The organism is Thermobifida alba, from assembly GCF_023208015.1.
In the GTDB taxonomy this organism is placed as follows: domain Bacteria; phylum Actinomycetota; class Actinomycetes; order Streptosporangiales; family Streptosporangiaceae; genus Thermobifida; species Thermobifida alba.
In genome coordinates, this window is record NZ_CP051627.1 from 2,783,640 (window position 1) to 2,801,007 (window position 17,368).

18 protein-coding genes are annotated in these 17,368 nt (G+C 71.3%); all 18 read right to left on the bottom strand.

The genetic code is table 11. The features are described from left to right. Positions 1-55: 55 nt before the first annotated feature. Positions 56-865: a F0F1 ATP synthase subunit delta gene (locus FOF52_RS12335; RefSeq protein ID WP_248590115.1), complete on the bottom strand. Its 810-nt coding sequence runs from the start codon at positions 863-865 to the stop codon at positions 56-58. Continuing rightward, the gene (gene atpF / locus FOF52_RS12340; RefSeq protein WP_248590116.1) at positions 865-1,404 is read right to left on the bottom strand and encodes a F0F1 ATP synthase subunit B; all 540 of its coding nucleotides are present in this window, start codon (positions 1,402-1,404) and stop codon (positions 865-867) included. The genes FOF52_RS12335 and atpF overlap by 1 nt, the downstream gene beginning before the upstream one ends. Before the next feature lie 49 nt (positions 1,405-1,453). Further along, positions 1,454-1,657, bottom strand: a complete 204-nt coding sequence (gene atpE, locus FOF52_RS12345; protein WP_068692259.1) for an ATP synthase F0 subunit C — start codon at positions 1,655-1,657, stop codon at positions 1,454-1,456. Positions 1,658-1,760: 103 nt separating this feature from the next. Continuing rightward, positions 1,761-2,618, bottom strand: coding sequence for a F0F1 ATP synthase subunit A (gene atpB, locus FOF52_RS12350; RefSeq protein ID WP_248590117.1), 858 nt, complete (start codon positions 2,616-2,618; stop codon positions 1,761-1,763). A 129-nt stretch (positions 2,619-2,747) separates the two neighbouring features. Continuing rightward, positions 2,748-2,981: an AtpZ/AtpI family protein gene (locus FOF52_RS12355; RefSeq protein WP_248590118.1), complete on the bottom strand. Its 234-nt coding sequence runs from the start codon at positions 2,979-2,981 to the stop codon at positions 2,748-2,750. 84 nt (positions 2,982-3,065) lie between these two features. Beyond that, positions 3,066-3,509: a Cg1360 family ATP-synthase-associated protein gene (locus tag FOF52_RS12360; protein ID WP_248590119.1), complete on the bottom strand. Its 444-nt coding sequence runs from the start codon at positions 3,507-3,509 to the stop codon at positions 3,066-3,068. Positions 3,510-3,737: 228 nt separating this feature from the next. Then, positions 3,738-4,901 (bottom strand): MraY family glycosyltransferase, encoded by a 1,164-nt coding sequence (locus FOF52_RS12365; RefSeq protein ID WP_248590120.1) that lies wholly within the window; start codon positions 4,899-4,901, stop codon positions 3,738-3,740. A gap of 129 nt (positions 4,902-5,030) precedes the next feature. After that, complete coding sequence (locus tag FOF52_RS12370) at positions 5,031-5,798, bottom strand: L-threonylcarbamoyladenylate synthase (protein ID WP_248590121.1); 768 nt, start codon at positions 5,796-5,798, stop codon at positions 5,031-5,033. A 44-nt stretch (positions 5,799-5,842) separates the two neighbouring features. Beyond that, the gene (prmC, locus tag FOF52_RS12375; RefSeq protein WP_248590122.1) at positions 5,843-6,700 is read right to left on the bottom strand and encodes a peptide chain release factor N(5)-glutamine methyltransferase; all 858 of its coding nucleotides are present in this window, start codon (positions 6,698-6,700) and stop codon (positions 5,843-5,845) included. Further along, positions 6,697-7,764, bottom strand: a complete 1,068-nt coding sequence (gene prfA / locus FOF52_RS12380; RefSeq protein ID WP_248590123.1) for a peptide chain release factor 1 — start codon at positions 7,762-7,764, stop codon at positions 6,697-6,699. The genes prmC and prfA overlap by 4 nt, the downstream gene beginning before the upstream one ends. A gap of 88 nt (positions 7,765-7,852) precedes the next feature. Next, positions 7,853-8,062: a 50S ribosomal protein L31 gene (gene rpmE, locus FOF52_RS12385; protein WP_248590124.1), complete on the bottom strand. Its 210-nt coding sequence runs from the start codon at positions 8,060-8,062 to the stop codon at positions 7,853-7,855. A 239-nt stretch (positions 8,063-8,301) separates the two neighbouring features. After that, positions 8,302-10,242, bottom strand: coding sequence for a transcription termination factor Rho (gene rho / locus FOF52_RS12390; RefSeq protein WP_248590125.1), 1,941 nt, complete (start codon positions 10,240-10,242; stop codon positions 8,302-8,304). 437 nt (positions 10,243-10,679) lie between these two features. Beyond that, complete coding sequence (gene thrB / locus FOF52_RS12395; protein ID WP_248590126.1) at positions 10,680-11,633, bottom strand: homoserine kinase; 954 nt, start codon at positions 11,631-11,633, stop codon at positions 10,680-10,682. Positions 11,634-11,662: 29 nt separating this feature from the next. After that, a complete protein-coding gene (gene thrC / locus FOF52_RS12400; RefSeq protein WP_248590127.1) occupies positions 11,663-12,727 on the bottom strand; it encodes a threonine synthase in 1,065 nt (354 codons plus the stop codon). A 211-nt stretch (positions 12,728-12,938) separates the two neighbouring features. Next, positions 12,939-14,234 carry a homoserine dehydrogenase gene (locus FOF52_RS12405; protein ID WP_248590128.1) on the bottom strand — a complete coding sequence of 432 codons (1,296 nt, stop codon included), beginning with the start codon at positions 14,232-14,234 and terminating at the stop codon, positions 12,939-12,941. An 80-nt stretch (positions 14,235-14,314) separates the two neighbouring features. Continuing rightward, entirely contained in the window at positions 14,315-15,700 is a 1,386-nt protein-coding gene (gene lysA, locus FOF52_RS12410; protein ID WP_248590129.1) for a diaminopimelate decarboxylase, read from the bottom strand. A 91-nt stretch (positions 15,701-15,791) separates the two neighbouring features. After that, on the bottom strand, positions 15,792-16,952 hold the full coding sequence (locus tag FOF52_RS12415) for a DALR anticodon-binding domain-containing protein (RefSeq protein ID WP_248590130.1): 1,161 nt from the start codon (positions 16,950-16,952) through the stop codon (positions 15,792-15,794). Positions 16,953-16,954: 2 nt separating this feature from the next. Beyond that, positions 16,955-17,341 carry a response regulator gene (locus FOF52_RS12420; protein WP_248590131.1) on the bottom strand — a complete coding sequence of 129 codons (387 nt, stop codon included), beginning with the start codon at positions 17,339-17,341 and terminating at the stop codon, positions 16,955-16,957. Positions 17,342-17,368: the final 27 nt, after the last annotated feature.

Below are 17,368 nucleotides of genomic sequence, written 5' to 3' on the forward strand. Positions count from 1 at the left end.
TCTCATTGGCGCCGCGGTGCGGCGCCGTGCGTCTTGCGTTCGGTGCGTCGTCGCGTCAGCCGGCCAGGCGCCGCCGGATCTCGGCGATGCGCCCCGCGATGGTGCCGTCGATGACCTCGTCGCCCACGCGGATGGAGAGTCCACCCACGATCTCCGGCGCGATCTCGATGTTCAGGTGGATGTCCCGCCCGTACATCCGGGTGAGCGCGGTCTGCAGCCTGGACTGCTGCGTCTCGCTCAGCGGAACGGCGGTCCGTACCACGGCGATGTAGTGCTTGGCCCGCTCGGCCACCAGCTGACTGAAGTGGTCGAGACCCTGTTCCAGGGTACGTCCCCGCGGCCGGGTGACGGCCTCGGTGACCAGGGCCAGCGTCGCCGCGCTGACCTTGCCCGAGAGCAGGTTCTCCACCAGGGTCCGCTTGTGTTCGATGGAGACGCCGTCCGTGGTCAGCGCCGCGCGGAGCTCGGGCTGACCCGCGACGATCCGGCCGAACCGGAACAGCTCGTCCTCGACTCCTTCGAGCTCCCGGGCGCTGCCGTGCTCGGCGATCGTCGCGAGCACGGCGGCCTGCTCGACCGCGTCGACCAGGTCACGCGACCTGGACCACTTGGCCCGCACGACGTCGCTGACCACGAGGAGGGTGGCCGGCGACACCTTCGCTTCCAGGATGGTGCCGACGAGTGCGGACTTGCTGTCCGGGGAACCGGCCGGGTCCGCCAACCACCGGCGCAGGGAGTGCTCCTGCTCCAGCAGGGCCACGACCTCGAAGAGCTCGTGGCCCAACGTGGCTGTGTTGGCGGACGGCAGGATGTCGTCGAGGCGTCGGATCACCTCGTCCAGTGAGGTACGGCTGACACCCTGCATCAACGCACCTCTGCCTGCTGGGTGTTCCCGCTTTCCAGCTCGGCGAGGAACCGGTCGATGACCCGGCTCTGCGCCGCGTTGTCGGCGAGGGCCTCCCCGACGATCCGGGCCGCCAGGTCGGCGGAGAGCGCCCCGATCTCGGTCCGCAGCTGCTCCATGGCCTGCTGGCGGTCGGCCTCGATCTGGGCGTGCGCCGCCTCGATGATGCGACGCGCCTCGGCCTGGGCCTCCTCGCGCGCCTCAGCGATGATGGCGGCGCTCTGCTCGCTGGCCTTCTGCAGCTCGGCCGCGTAGGACCGGTGCGCTTCCTCCAGCTTCTCCTTGAACTGCTGGCGCAGTTCCTCGGCTTCCGCCTCTGCCTTCTTCGCCCGCTCGATACCACCTTCGATGGAGTCGGCGCGCTCGTCGAGCATCTTCGTGACCCGCGGCACGGCGTAGCGGTACACCAGTGCGAAGATCACGGCGAAGGCGATGAGGCCGAAGACGAGTTCGTCGATGTGAATCCGTAGAACGTTCTCTTCGGCGGCCAGGCCCAACATGGTCAGCGCCCCTTCACGGTTGGTTGCCTACTTCCTTCGCCGGTCCGCCCTAGATGGCGAACGCGAGGACGAAGCCCAGCAGGGCGAGCGCCTCGATGAGGGCGAAGCCGATGTAGATGTTGGTCTGCAGCGGGCCGCGGGCCTCGGGCTGGCGGGCGATGGCCTGCATGCCCAGACCGAAGACGATACCCACACCGATGCCGGCACCGATGACGCTGATGCCGTAACCGATGACGTTCAGGCTGCCTTCCATTGCTTCTCCTTGAGGATCGTGACCACAGGGCCAGATGGGTTGTCGTGCCCTCCGGGCGGAGGCACGGGGAGTGTCGAGAGTTCTCGGGTCTGTGCCTGCCGGCCTAGTGCGCTTCCTGGGCCTGGCCGATGTAGAGGGCGGCCAGCAGGGTGAACACGAAGGCTTGCAGGAACATGATCACCAGCTCGAAGGCGGTGAAGACGATGAACGCCAGCAGGGCCGAGCCGGAGAACAGCACCGAGATGGTGCCGTAGAGCGGTCCCGCGGCGGGGTTGAACATGTACCAGCCGCCCGCGGCGAACGTGGCGAGCAGCAGGTGGCCGGCGAACATGGTCGCGAACAGCCGGATGGCGTGCGTCGCGGGGCGGATGATGAAGTTCGAGAGGATCTCGATGGGGACCAGCAGCGGCAGGATCCAGCCCGGCGCCCCGGCGGGGACGACGGCGCCCTTGAAGTAGGCCCCGAAGCCCTGCGAGCGGATGCCCACCACGATGAAGGTGATGTAGACGACCGCCGCGAGGCCGACCGGGTAGGACAGGTTGCTGGTGACCGGCAGCTGCAGGAAGGGGATGAGCCCCATGATGTTCATCGCGAAGATGAACAGGAAGAGGGAGACCAGCAGCGGCAGGTACCTGTCGCCCTTCACCCCGATCATCGGCCGCGAGATCTGCTCGCGGATGAAGAGGACGACGATCTCGAAGATGCTCTGCCGGCGGTTGGGGACGATGGACAGCTTGCGCGTGGTCCACCACAGGAACAGCGCCACCAGTCCGGTGGCCACCAGGAGCAGCACCGCGTACTTGGTGATGCCGCTGGTGTAGGGGAGCGCCTCGCTGTAGTCGCCCCAGGACCAGGGGGATGGGAAGAAGATCCCGACGGAGGGGGCCTCGAAGCCGGGTCCTCCCGGCGTGAACAGACCACCACCGCCCTCGGCAGCGAGGTTGAGCGTGTCAGCACTCACGGCGAACCCTTCCGTCGTGAATCAAGAAGTTCTGGTCAGTCTTGAGCGGACCGGCAACGGTGGCCGGCCTGGGCCTCCCCGCCCGCCCCGGTCGGCGCCGTGGACGGAGGGTGGCCCCGGAGGGGGTGGCTACCTGGACCGGACGTTGAGCCTGGCGAAGACCATGTACAGAGCCAGTCCCAGTCCGAGCAGGATGCCGATGGGCAGGAACAGCGCCTCGTGGTCCGTTAATCGGTCGAGCAGCCAACCCGCACCGCCCCACACGATCATCCCGGACACGAGCAGGGAGACGATGCTGACTCCGTCGACCGAGGTCTCGGAAGGCTCCTGGGAGGTCTCGTCCGGTTTCCGCGGCTCGCTCATCCCGTCGCTCCGGAACATAGCAGGTTGTCAGGGCCATCCGCACAACAGGGGGCGAGTACCGGAGTTCGTGCCGCACGGCGCGCATCAGGTGCTCTCATGCCGGGTCTCCAGACCGGAGGCGGCGCTCGGCTCCGGGTCGACGTGCAGGGTCTTGGAGGTGGCCAGCACCCGGACGTGACCGCCCAGCCAGGAGATCACGCACAGCAGCGAGGTCACGGCGAAGGCGGTGGTGTCGATCCAGCCGGGGTCGACGCTGCGCAGCGCGAGCAGCGCGACCGCCAGGATCAGCGCCTTGACGAGGAAGGCTCCCAGGGTGGCCGGCATGAACAGGTCCGGGTTGCGTCTGCTGAGGCGGGCCACCGCCCATCCGGAGACCCCGAAGAAGGCAAGGACCAGCAGCAGCGCGCAGAGCGCGCCGGACAGGCCGACCATGCCCGAGAGCACGAGGAAGACGGCGGTGCTGCCGCCTCCGACCACCAGTGTGGGAATCGCGGCGCCGCGGAGGACCTTGGCGTCGTGTTCCTGCATGCGTGAACTCCGGTGTTGTGCTGTGGGGTGCTTGCTCGTGAAAGCTATCACAAGGTTTCGACACCATTTCCCACGGGCACCTTTAGGTTCCGCTTATCGCCCGCCGGATCGCCCCCGCCACCGCGTCTCCCTCTCCGATGTCTGCTCCGTCACCCTGCGGCTTCTTCCGGAGTTCAACCCCGGTTCACGGCTCTTCACCGGCTTCCACGGCTGGTCAAGTGCGCTGAATCACTTTTTCTCGGAGGCCCCGTCGCGTTCCGTCACCGCTGCGGCACCGGTCCCGGCCCGCAGCCGGGCACGGCGCCGCAGCCGCGGCAGCGTGATGAGCCCCACCGCACAGATCGCTACCAATGTGGTAACGCTCAGGACGATCGCCGGCGCGTCGAAGATCGACAGCGACACCGCGGCGAACGAGATGATCGCCGCCCACAGGTACATCAGCAGCACCGCCCGGGGGTGGGAGTGGCCGAGCTCCAGCAGCCGGTGGTGCAGGTGCTTCTTGTCCGGGGCGAACGGCGACTTGCCGGCCAGGGTCCGCCGCACCACCGCGAGCACCAGGTCGGCCAGCGGCAGGGCCAGCGCCAGCAGCGGCAGCAGGATCGGCAGGAAGGCCACCAGGCCGCTGGAGTCGAAGTGGACGACCGCGTTGGCCTGGAACTCCCCGGTCACGGTGATGGTGATGGAGGCCAGCAGCAGCCCGATCAGCATCGACCCGGTGTCGCCCATGAACACCCGGGCCGGGTTGAAGTTGTGGATGAGGAAGCCCGCGCAGACCCCGACCAGGATGATCGCGATCATGGCCGGGTAGGACTGGCGGTCGAACCCCTGGTCGACGGCGACCACGTAGTAGTAGGTGAAGAACGCCGCGGCCGCGATCGCGACGATCCCCGACGCCAGGCCGTCCAGCCCGTCGGCGAAGTTGACCGCGTTGATGGTGACCACGATCAGCAGCACCGACAGCAGCGTGCCGAGTTCGGGGCCGAGGACGAGCGTGGTCCCCGGCAGCGGCAGCCACAGCAGCTGCACCCCCTGGGAGACCAGGATGCCCGCCGCCACGATCTGCCCGGCCAGCTTGGGCACCGGCGCCATGCCCCACCGGTCGTCGATGATCCCGATCACCACGATCAGCGCGCCCGCCACCAGCAGTCCGCGCCACCAGGTCTGGTCGAAGAACACCTCGCGCAGGTGCGGCAGCTGCGCCGAGATCAGCAGCGCGGCGGCGAAACCGCCGTACATGGCGACTCCCCCCATCCGGGGGATGGGTTCGGTGTGCACGTCCCGGTCGCGTACCGGGGGAACCGCGCCGAAGGCGATCGCGGCGTTGCGGACCAGCGGGGTCAGCAGGTGGGTGACCGCCACGGCGATGACGAAGGTGAGCGCGTACTCACGCACGGCGTTGCGGGACCTTCCGTGGACCGGCCGTGCCCTCGGCTACGGCACGGCGCGTGTTCTGGGCTGAGGTGACATCGACGCTAGCACTGACGGACCGCGGCGCGGACCGCCGAAGCACTCGGCTCTTCGTCAGGGCCGGTCCGCACCGTCCCGCCCGGTGGGCGCGGTCCCGTCGTCCCCCTCGCCGTCGTCCCCGTCCGTCCGGGCGGTCCCGTCGTCCCCGGCCTCGGCGGCCCGGCGCTCGGGGCGCTTGAGTTCGGCGATGACGGTGCCGCACACGGCGCGCAGCTGCTCGATGCCGATCGCTCCCGAACGCAGGACGCGCGGCACCGCGTAGGTCAGGTCGACGATGGTCGACGGCGGCGTGTCCCCGCAGGGGCCGGCGTCGAGGTAGACGCTGACGTCGTCGCCGAACTGCGCCGCGGCCTCCTCGACCGTGGTGGCGGCCGGGCTGCCGGCGACGTTGGCCGCGCTCACCGCCATCGGCCCGACCTCCTTGAGCAGGTCCAGCGCCACCGGGTGCATGGGCATGCGCACCGCGACGGTGCCCTTGGTGTCCCCCAGGTCCCAGGAGAGGCTGGGGGTGGCGGCGCACACGAGGGTGAGCGGGCCGGGCCAGAACTCCTCGATCAGGTCCTGGCCGTACCTGCCGAGGTCGTCGATGAGTGCCTGGGCGGCGCGGACCGTGCCGACCAGGACCGACGGCGGCTTGTCCCGGCCGCGCCGCTTGGCCCCGCGCAGCGCGGCCACCGCGGTCGGGCTGAACGCGTCCGCGCCCACCCCGTAGACGGTGTCGGTGGGCAGGACCACCAGTTCCCCGCGGCGCACGGTGGAGGCCGCGTCCGCGATCCCGGTCTTGCGCTGCTCCTCGTCCGCACAGTCGTAGCTGCGGCTCACAACCTCACCTCGGTCTGCTCAGGGGTCGTCGGGATGCGACCGGGTCAGTCCACGGCGCGTCGGGCCACCACGAACCGGTCCCGGTGTGCGAGGTCCTTGCGGTTGCGCACGTCGCGCCAGCCGAGCGATTCGGGCAGCAGCGGCGGGATGTCGATGCCCTGCCCGTCGCCGTGTTCGATGGCCAGGTATCCGCCCGGGCGCAGCAGTCGGCGGCCGACCGCCTCCAGTTGGCGGATCATGTCGAGCCCGTCGGCGCCCGCCCACAGTGCGGGCGCGGGGTCGTAGTCGCGGACCTCCGGCGGGATGTCGTCGGCGCCGTCCAGGGGCACGTACGGGGGGTTGGTGACGACCATGTCCACCTGGCCGTTGTACTCGGGCAGGCAGGTCCGCATGTCGGCGTGGTGGGCGGTGATCCGCTCGCCCAGGCCGCTGCGCGCGATGTTGCGCCGCGCCCACGACAGCGCGGCCGGGTCCAGTTCGACGGCGTGGACGCGGGAGCGGGGCACCTCCTGGGCGATGGAGATCGCGATGGCGCCCGATCCGGTCCCCAGGTCCACGACCAAGGGGTCGGCCACGTCCATGGCGCGCAGCACGTCGATCGCCCAGGAGACCATCATCTCGGTCTCCGGGCGTGGGACGAAGACGCCGGGGCCGACCGCCAGCTCCAGGTAGCGGAAGTAGGCGCGGCCGGTGATGTGCTGCAAGGGCTCGCGGGCGGCCCGCCGGGCCACGCACTCCCAGTAGCGGGCGTCGAAGTCGCTGTCGGCGACGGTGTGCAGCTCTCCTCGACGGACGCCGTGCACGAACGCCGCGAGCTCCTCGGCGTCCGTACGGGGCGAGGCGACTCCGGCCTCGGCGAGCCGCAGAGTGGCCCGCGCGACCTCGTCGAGCAGGAGGTTCACTGCTGGGCGGCCTCCAACCGCTCCTTGGTGTCGGCGTCCACGAGGGCCTGGATGACCCCGCCCAGCTCCCCGTCGAGCACCTGGTCGAGGTTGTAGGCCTTGTAGCCGACCCGGTGGTCGGAGATGCGGTTCTCCGGGAAGTTGTAGGTGCGCACCCGTTCGGAGCGGTCCACGGTGCGGACCTGGCTCCTGCGTTCGGCCTGGGCCTCGGCCTCCGCGGCGGCCTGCGCCTCGGCCAGCAGGCGGGCCCGCAGTACCCGCAGGGCCTGCTCCCTGTTCTGCAGCTGGCTCTTCTCGTTCTGGCAGGACACCACGATTCCGGTGGGCAGGTGGGTGATGCGCACCGCGGAGTCGGTGGTGTTGACACTCTGCCCGCCGGGCCCGGAGGAGCGGTAGACGTCGATGCGCAGATCGCTGTCGTTGATCTCCACCTCGATCTCCTCGGCCTCGGGCACCACCAGCACGCCGACGGCCGAGGTGTGGATGCGGCCCTGGGACTCGGTGACGGGGACGCGCTGCACGCGGTGCACCCCGCCCTCGAACTTCAGTTGCCGCCACACGCCCTGGCCGGGGTCGGTGCCGCCGCGGTTCTTGACCGCGATGGTGACGTCCTTGTAGCCGCCCAGATCGGAGTGGGTGGCGCTGATGATCTCGGTCTTCCAGCCCTGGCGTTCGGCGTAGCGCAGGTACATGCGCACCAGGTCGCCCGCGAACAGCGCGGACTCCTCGCCGCCCTCTCCCGCCTTGACCTCCAGGATGACGTCCTTGTCGTCGTTGGGGTCGCGCGGGATGAGCAGCATGCGCAGCCGCTCGACCAGCTCCTCGCGCTGGGCGCTGAGCTGCTTGGCCTCGTCGGCGAAGCTCGGGTCCTCGGCCGCCAGCTCCTGGGCGGCCTCGATGTCGCTCTCGACCTGGTTCAGCTCGCGGTAGGCGGCGATGACGGGGGTGAGCTGGGAATAGCGTTTGGCCAGGTTGCGCGCCTGGGCCTGGTCGGCGTGCACGGCTGGGTCGGCGAGCTGCTGCTCCAGCTCGTAGTACTCGCCGAGAAGGTCGTCCAGCTTCACTTCTTCTTACATCCCCAAGAGCGTCGGAACGGACGGAGCGGTCGTACCGGCGGTGCGCCCCGCACCGCGGGACGCACCGTTGCGAACGCTACTTGCGCTTGCCGAAACGCTTCTCGAAGCGGGCGACCCGACCGCCGGTGTCCAGGATCTTCTGCTTGCCCGTGTAGAACGGGTGGCAGGAGGAGCAGATCTCGGCCCGGATCGTGCCACTGGGCGCGGTGCTCCGGGTGACGAAGGTGTTGCCGCACGTGCAGGTCACCTGCGTGACGTGGTAGTCGGGGTGAATACCGGGTTTCATGTGGTTCTCCTCGCTAGTGGCGGTCGCCGGGCGCACGCGGCAGTGTCCGTCTCCGGATGAGGCGGGCGTGCGTGAACCGGTACCGCGGCGGTCGCCATACCAGTCTGCCAGACCGTGGAACCGCAATCGTCCAGCGCGTATTCCCGGACGGGCGGGCGGTGGAGCGGTGGGCGCACGACGTCGCTCGGCGGGACGCCGGATCGCCCGTTCCGCCGGTGCGTGGCCGCACCGGCGGAACGCTAGTCGTTCGATCCGACCGTGGTCTTCTGGACCTGCAGCAGGAACTCCGCGTTGCTCTTGGTCTTCTTCAGCTGCTCCAGGACCAGCTCCAGCGCCTGCTGGGTGTCCAGGGCGTGCAGCACCCGGCGAAGCTTCCAGATGATGTTGAGCTCCTCGGCGGAGAGCAGGATCTCCTCCTTGCGGGTGCTGGACGCCTCGACGTCCACCGCGGGGAAGATCCGCTTGTCGGCCAGGCTCCGGTTGAGCTTGAGCTCCATGTTTCCGGTGCCCTTGAACTCCTCGAAGATGACCTCGTCCATCCGGGAGCCGGTCTCGACCAGCGCGGTGGCCAGGATCGTCAGGGAGCCGCCGTTCTCGATGTTGCGGGCCGCGCCGAAGAACCGCTTCGGCGGGTACAGCGCGGTGGAGTCGACACCACCGGACAGGATGCGCCCGCTCGCCGGTGCGGAGAGGTTGTAGGCGCGTCCCAGGCGGGTGATGGAGTCGAGCAGCACCACGACGTCCAGGCCCATCTCGACCAGCCGCTTGGCCCGCTCGATGGCGAGTTCGGCGACGGTCGTGTGGTCCTCGGCGGGACGGTCGAAGGTGGAGTGGATGACCTCTCCCTTGACCGTGCGCTGCATGTCGGTGACCTCTTCGGGCCGCTCGTCGACGAGGACGACCATGAGGTGGCACTCGGGGTTGTTCTGGGTGATCGCGTTGGCGATCGCCTGCAGCACCATCGTCTTGCCGGCCTTGGGCGGGGAGACGATGAGGCCGCGCTGCCCCTTGCCGATGGGCGAGACGAGGTCGATGATGCGCGTGGTCAGGATGTTCGGCTCGGTCTCCAGGCGCAGCCGCTCCTGCGGGTACAGGGGCACCAGCTTGGCGAACTCGGGCCGGTTGCGCGCCCGCTCGGGCGGCATCCCGTTGACGCTGTCCAGGCGGACCAGCGCGTTGAACTTCTCCCGGCGCTCGCCCTCGCGCGGCTGGCGCACGGCGCCGGTGATGGCGTCCCCCTTGCGCAGGCCGTACTTGCGGACCTGGGCCAGCGAGACGTACACGTCGTTGGAGCCCGGCAGGTAGCCGGTGGTCCGCACGAACGCGTAGTTGTCGAGGATGTCCAGGATGCCCGCGACCGGCAGCAGGACGTCGTCCTCGCTGATCACCGGCTCCTGGTCCACGCGCTCGCGGTTGCGGCGGTCGCGGCGGTCGCGACGGCGTCCCCGGCGGCGTCCGCTGCCGCCGTTGTAGTCGTCGTCGTCACCGTCGCCCCGGTGGCCGTTCTGCTGCTGGGACGACTGCTGCTGCTCGCCGCCGCCGTCACGGTTGCGGTTGCGGCTGCGGCGGCGCTCCCGGCCCCCGTTCTGGCCGTTGCCGTTCTGGGTGCCGGCGCCCTGATCGGACTCGGTGGGGGCCGATGCCGCGGCGCTGTCCTCGGCGGTGTCGGTGCCCTCCGTCGTCTGCGACTCCGCGGTCTCCTCGCCGCCGCGCCTGCGGGAGCGGGTCCTGCGGGTGCGTTCGGGGCGTTCGGCCTGCTCCGTCTTGTCCTTGTCCGCTGCGGGCTCGGCCGCCGCGGACTCGGCCGCTGCGGGCTCGGCCGCCGGAGCCTCGGCCGAGGCGGATTCCTTCTCCTTCGTGGCCGCGCTGCTCGCGGCCTCGGCGGTTTTCGCCGTGGTGGTCTTGGGGGCGCTGACCGGCCCTCCCTGCTTGGCTTCGATCGCTGCGATGATCTCACTCTTGCGCATCCGGCCGGTGCCCGTGATTCCGAGGTCGGACGCCAGACGCTGCAGCTCCGTGAGCCTCAGCGCGGCCAGCCCGGTACCTCCGGAGCGGCTACGGGACCGCGTTGACGCGCTCTTGCCAGCGGGGGGCGCGGCGTCGCCGACGTCCACTTTGGACGAGGTCGTGTCCTGCGTACCGACCGCCGCGTCCTGGTGGAGTTCGGTGGTGTCGCTCACTAAGGGTCCTTCCCAAGGAGCGGGCTGGTGCCGTCATGGTGAACTGATCGGCCAGCCCGGTGGTGCGAACCGGCTGGGGCCGGGTCAGGCGTGCCCAGTGTGGATGCCGGAACCGCTGCTGGACAACGAGTTCTACCCGATCGCGGCAGGCTCTGGACACAGCCAGACACTGGGACGATGGGCTGGATGAGGCTGCCCTAGGGCCATCCTTTTGTTCCTGTGCCAGGAAACCGGGACTTCAGTGGATTGGGCAGAGCCACGGACACGCCGCGGATTCGACACAGTGGCTACCGTGCGGAGCGCTTGCGGGGCAGAGACCGCTCGCGCGGCTGACGCGGAAAACACTGCGGCGGGTGAGCACAGGCCCCGTGGTGGGGCATCTGGTGCTTCACCTAGCCTAACATCACCGGAGCCCACAGCTATTCCTCGACACAAGTCTATGAACGGGGAGAAGTGACACGTACCCCTACCAGATCGATTGCTAAGGGGCGTATGTGCCATTCAGTACCCGCTCGGCGCCGGATTGAATCAACCACGGCGCTGTTGTTTTGCAGAGATTCGCCGCGGGGGTCGCCCGCGGCGTCGTGGTACAGCACCAGGACGGTCGGTCCGGCTCCGGAGACCACCGCGGCCAGGCCGTCGCCGCGCAGGGACTCCACCAGCGCCGCGCTGCCGGGCATGGCCTCGGCCCGATACGACTGGTGCAGCCGGTCCTCGGTCGCCTCGAACAGCAGCTCGGGACACTCGCGGACGGCTGCGACCAGCAGTGCGGCGCGCCCCGCGGAGAAGGCGGCGTCGGCGTGCGGCACGGCCTCGGGAAGCAGTCCCCGCGCCCGCTCGGTGGACAGGCTCTGGCGGGGCACGCACACGATCGGCAGCACACCGGGGGCGGGGTGCGCCGCCCAGGCGCGCCAGGTCTTGGCGCCGCGCCAGGCGACGGTGAACCCTCCGTAGACGCACGGGGCCACGTTGTCGGGGTGCCCCTCGATGTCGGCCGCGGTCTGGAAGACCCAGTCCCGGTCGAGGCGGTCGCCGCCGTCGGCCAGGGCCGCCGCGGCGGCCACGCCCGCGACGATCGCCGACGCCGAGGAGCCCAGCCCGCGACCGTGCGGGATGGCGTTGCGGCAGCGCAGGTCGACGCCGGGCATGGTCTGGCCGACGGCGTCGAACGCGGCGCGCATGGCGCGGACCACGAGATGCGAGTCGTCGAGGGGCACGGCGTCGGCGCCCTCCCCCTCGACAGCCACCGTGACGCCGCGGTCGTCGCGGAGCCGGACCTCGATCTCGTCGGACAGGTCCAGGGCGATGCCCAGGGAGTCGAACCCTGGTCCGAGGTTCGCACTGGTGGCTGGGGTGCGCACGGTGACCGTGGTGCGCTGCGGCTGAGGCATTCGGTGGCTCCGGGTGGGGAAGGGCGGGGCTAGGCCAGGCCGAGCGCGGCCGCGGCGGCCTGGGCGTCGACGGGGATCGTGATGGCCGAGGAGGCTCCGGCCAGGGCCCAGTCGGGGTCCTTGAGCCCGTTGCCGGTGACCGTGCAGACGACGCGGCTGCCCCGCTCGATCCGACCGGCCTCGACCGCCTGGAGCAGGCCCGCCACGCTGGCCGCGGAGGCCAGCTCCACGAAGACCCCCTCCTGGCCCGCGAGCAGCCGGTAGGCGGCGAGGATCTGCCGGTCGGTGACGGAGTCGATGCTGCCCCCGGACTCGTCGCGGGCCTTCTCCGCCAGCTGCCAGGAGGCCGGGTTGCCGATCCGGATGGCGGTGGCGATGGTGCGCGGCTGGGTGACCGGGGCGCCGTTGACGATCGGCGCCGCGCCGCTGGCCTGGAAGCCGAACATGCGCGGCAGCCGGGTGGCGCGGCCGTCGGAGTGGTACTCCTGGTAGCCCATCCAGTAGGCGGTGATGTTGCCCGCGTTGCCCACCGGCAGGCAGTGCACGTCGGGAGCGTCGCCCAGCGCGTCCACGATCTCGAACGACGCGGTCTTCTGTCCCTGGAGACGGAACGGGTTGACCGAGTTGACCAGCGCCACCGGGTAGTCGATGGAGAGTTTGCGGGCCAGTTCCAGGCAGTCGTCGAAGTTGCCGTCGACCTGGAGGAGGCGGGCGCCGTGGACGAGCGCCTGGGCCAGTTTGCCCATGGCGATCTTGCCCTGGGGCACCAGGACCGCGCAGGTCATGCCGGCGCGCACCGCGTAGGCGGCGGCGCTGGCGCTGGTGTTGCCGGTCGAGGCGCAGATGACCGCCTTGGCCCCGTCCTCGGCCGCCTTGGAGATGGCCATGGTCATCCCGCGGTCCTTGAAGGAGCCCGTGGGGTTGAGGCCCTCGACCTTGAGGTAGACCTCGCATCCGGTCAGCTCCGAGACCCGCGTGGCGGGAACCAGCGGCGTGCCTCCCTCAAGCAGGGTGACGACCGGGGTGTTCGCCGTGACGGGAAGGCGATCGCGATATTCCTCGACGATTCCTCGCCACGCCCGTGCCATGCTCATGACAGGGCCCTTTCGAGTGGTGTGACTGGGTGGACGACCGGACGCCGCCGATGCGTCCGGATGGGGTGGGTGCCCGTGGCGCGACCGCGTGTGATCTCGCGGCCCGCCCCCGATTTTAGGGCCCCTCGGCCCGCGGCGCGCGTCGGGAGCCGCCCGTCCCGCCTGGTCGCGCCGGTGGCCTCCGCCGGCCGGGGGCGCCGCTGTCCGCCGCTCATCGCTCGTCGCTGAAGGTCTCGACCCGCATGACGCTGGCGACCGCGCGGACCTCGTCGTGGCCGCGCAGCTGCGCCACCGTCCGGGCCAGCGCGGCGTCGGGCGCGGCGTGGCTGACCAAGACGAGCTGGGCGTCGTCGCCGTGGCCCTCCTGGCGGACGTGGCGGATGGACACCCCGTTGGCGGCGAACACCTCGGCGACCTTGGCCAGCACTCCGGGCCGGTCGGCGACGTCCAACGAGACGTGGTAGCTGGTGACGGTCTCGCCCATGGGGTGGACGGGCAGTCCGGAGTCGGCCTGGCCGTCGGCCACGAAGGTGCGCGCCAGCCGGTTGCGGGCCACCGCGACCAGGTCGCCCAGGACCGCGCTGGCGGTGGGCACGCCTCCGGCGCCCGCCCCGTAGAACATCAGCCGCCCGGCGGACTCGGCCTCCACGAACACCGCGTTGTAGGCGCCCTTGACGCTGGCCAGCGGGTGCTCGCGGGGCAGCATCACCGGGTGCACCCGCACGCCGATGCCGGACCCGTCGGCGGAGCGCTGGCAGATGGCCAGGAGTTTGACCACGCAGCCCATCGCCCGGGCGCTGGCGATGTCGGCGGCGGAGACCTCGGTGATGCCCTCGCGGTGCACGTCGGCGGCGGTCACCGGGGTGTGGAAGGCGAGGCGGGCCAGGATCGCGGCCTTGGCTGCGGCGTCGAAGCCCTCCACGTCGGCGGTCGGGTCGGCCTCGGCGTATCCCAGTGCCTGGGCCTCCTCCAGCGACTCGGTGAAACCGGCGTCCAGGGTGTCCATCCGGTCCAGGATGTAGTTGGTGGTGCCGTTGACGATGCCCAGCACCCGGTTGACGCGGTCCCCGGCCAGCGAGTCGCGCAGCGGCCGCAGCAGGGGGATCGCCCCGGCCACGCTGGCCTCGTAGTAGACGTCGACCCCGGCCTCGCGCGCGGCGGCGTGGACGGTCGCGCCGTCCTCGGCGAGCAGCGCCTTGTTGGCGGTCACCACGGACTTGCCCGCCTTGATCGCGGCGAGGATGAGCGACCGGGCGGGTTCGATCCCGCCGATGACCTCCACCACGAGATCGATGTCGTCCCTGGTCACCAGGCTCATGGCGTCGGTGGTGAACAGCTCGGGGGCCACGCCCGTACCGCGCGCGCGGTCCAGGCGGCGCACCGCGATGCCTCCGATCTCCAGAGGCGTCCCGATGCGGTCCGCGAGTTCGCGCGACCGCTCGTTGAGCAGTCGGACCACCTGAGAACCCACAACGCCGCAACCCAGCAGCGCCACCTTCAGTGCCATGAGGGGGTGACTCCCGTTTCGTCGTTCGTTGTCCGTGTCCGGAACCTCGTCGTGGTGACCGGAGAGTTGTCGGCCAGTGCTCAGCCTACGTCCAGCCGCAGCAGGTCTTCCTCGGTTTCCCGACGCACCAGCGTGCGCGCCCTCCCCTCGTGGACCGCGACCACGGCGGGCCGGGGCAGGTGGTTGTAGTTGCTGGCCATGGAGTGGCAGTAGGCACCGGTCGCGGCGACCGCCACCAGGTCGCCGGGTCGCACGTCGGCGGGCAGGTAGAGGTCGCGCACCACGATGTCGCCGCTCTCGCAGTGCTTGCCGACCAGCCGGGACAGCATGGGTTCGGCGTCGCTGTGCCGGGAGGCCAGCACGCAGGTGTACTCCGCACCGTACAGGGCGGTGCGGATGTTGTCGCTCATACCGCCGTCGACGCTGACGTAGGTGCGGATGCCCTCCACGTTCTTGACGGTGCCGACCTCGTAGAGCGTGATGCCCGCCGGCCCGGCGACGGCGCGGCCGGGTTCCACCGCGATGCGCGGCACCGGCAGCTCCTGGGCGGCGCACTCGTGCGCGACGATCGACGTCAGCCTCTCGGCGATGGTCTTGGGATCCAGCGGGTCGTCGTCGGGCAGGTAGGCGATGCCCAGTCCGCCGCCGAGGTCCAGTTCGGGCAGGACGACGCCGTGCTCGGCGTGGATCCGGGTGAGGAAGGTGCTGAGGCGCCGCGCGGCGACCTCGAAGCCCGCGGTGTCGAAGATCTGCGACCCGATGTGGGAGTGCAGGCCGACCAGGCGGACGTGCTCGGAGGCGAGCAGGCGCCGCACCGCCTCGGCGGCGGCCCCGTTGCTCATGGACAGCCCGAACTTCTGGTCGTCGTGCGCGGTGGCGACGAACTCGTGGGTGTGCGCCTCCACCCCGGTGGTGACCCGAACCAGGACCTCGGGGACGCGGCCCCGCTCGGCGGCCAGCCGCTCCAGGCGGTCGATCTCGTCGAAGGAGTCGACGATGATCCGCCCCACGCCCACGTCCAGGGCGCGGGCCAGCTCGGCCTCGGACTTGTTGTTGCCGTGCATGCCGATCCGCTCGGGCGGGAAGCCCGCGGCCAGGGCGACGGCGAGTTCGCCGCCGCTGCACACGTCGAGCTTGAGCCCCTCCTCGGCCACCCAGCGGGCCACCGCCTTGGTGAGCAGGGCCTTGCCCGCGTAGTAGACGTCGGCGTCGTGGAAGGCCAGCCGGTAGTCGCGGGCGCGGGCGCGGAAGTCCGCCTCGTCGAGGACGTAGAGGGGGGTGCCGTACTCGCGGGCGAGTTCGGTGACGCCGACGCCGCCGACGGTGATCTCGCCGTCGACCCGCACGGCGGTACTCGGCCACACACGGGGGTGGAGGTCGAGCAGGTCCGCCGGCGGGAGGGGCGGATGTTCCTCGGGCAGCACGTCCGCGTGGCGCGGTCCGGCGGGGTGGGCGTAGCGGCTCATGGGCGGGGCACTCTCGGAATGGAACGGGTGGTGACAGGGCGTGGTGCGGCACGCGTCGGCCGGGGGCCGGAACACGGCGCGGTCGAGGCGTCTACAGCCTTGTGGGCGCGGACACACCGATGAGGGAGAGTCCCGCGTGCAGCACACCGGCGACAGCGGCGCAGACGTCGAGTCTGGCCGCCACGGTCCCGGTGCGGTCGTCGGCCGCGTCGGCGCGTCCGGAGAGGACGTCGTGGGACTCCCACCAATCATGGTAGGCAGCGGCGAGACCCTCCAGGTAACGCACCAGGATATGGGGCTGGTGACGGCGGGCCGCGGCGCGCAGCGCGGCGGGCCCGTCGAACAGCGCCCCCAGCACCGCCTCGGCCGCGGGTTCGGTGAGGGCCGCCACCTCCGCGGCGGTGTGGGCGCGGCCCCCGCCCAGCCGCCGCAGGCCCAGGCCGGCCGCCCAGCGTTCGTGGGCGGTGCGGGCGTGGGCGTGGGCGTGGCGCAGGACGAAGGCGGGGTTGGCGAAGGTGGCGCGCGCCCACTCCCCCGGGTGGTCGGGGGTGGGGCGGGCGGGCAGCCGCGGTCCGGTGGTCTCGTGGGGCCGCGGCGTCTCCGTGGCGCCGCGGCAGGCGGCGACGCGGGCGGCGGCCTCCCCCGTCACGGCGAGCAGTCGGGCGGCCTCGTCCCCGCGTCCGTCCCCCGACGCGTCGCGCCAGTCGGCCGCGGGCTGGTCGGCGAGCAGGTCCGCGACGTCGGCGGCCGTGGCGGCGGCGACGGCCGCCGCGATGCGGCGGCGCGCGTCGGCGCGGGCCAGGTCGCGGAGCCGGGTCGCGTCGCGGGCGCGGCCCAGGTCCGACAGCGTCCAGCCGGGCAGCGGCGCGGGCCGCCGGGCCGGCCGGGGCCGCGGGGGCAGGTCGAGCAGGTGGTGGGCGGGGGCGTCGGCGGCGACCTGGACGAGCGCGGTGCGCACCGCCGGGACGGGGGTGAAGGCGACGAACCCGGGGCCGTCGACGCGGGCGTCGGCGAGGTGCGGCCGGCGTCGCAGCACCGCGGCGACGTCGGCGGCGAGGCCGCGGGCGTCGCGCCCGGCCCGTCCGGCCAGTCGCGGCGGCAGGGCGGAGGTGTACTCCCCCGGTGCGGCGGCCGAGCGCCGGGTCGGGGTGTCGGGCATCTCGCCGGCGGGGATGCCGGTCGCCTCGGCGCAGGCGTGGCGGACCAGGGCGTCGAGCTGCCGGGGGGTGGCGGCGAAGGACGGCGCGGACACGGTCAGCCGGAACCGGGGAAGGCCAGGGAGCGCACGACGTCGATGAGTTCCGCGGGGTCGAAGGGTTTGGTGACGAACGCGTCCACGCCGATGCCGCGGCCCCGCCGCCGGTCCTCCTCCTGGGCCCGCGCTGTGACGAGTACCACTTTCGTCCCCCGTGTAGCGGCGTCCTCCTTGAGCCGTTCGGCGGTGGCCCACCCGTCCAGCCGGGGCATCATGACGTCCAGGGTGACCACGTCCGGCGCCACCTGCCGCACGCGGTCCAGGCAGTCCTGCCCGTCGGTGGCGGTGTGCACCTCGAATCCCTCCAGTCTCAGGTTCAGAGCGATGAGCTCTCTGATCACCTCGTCGTCGTCGACCACCAGCACGCGTCCCGTCTCTTGTCTCACGGGCGCGACACTAGCGTCCCGGCCCGC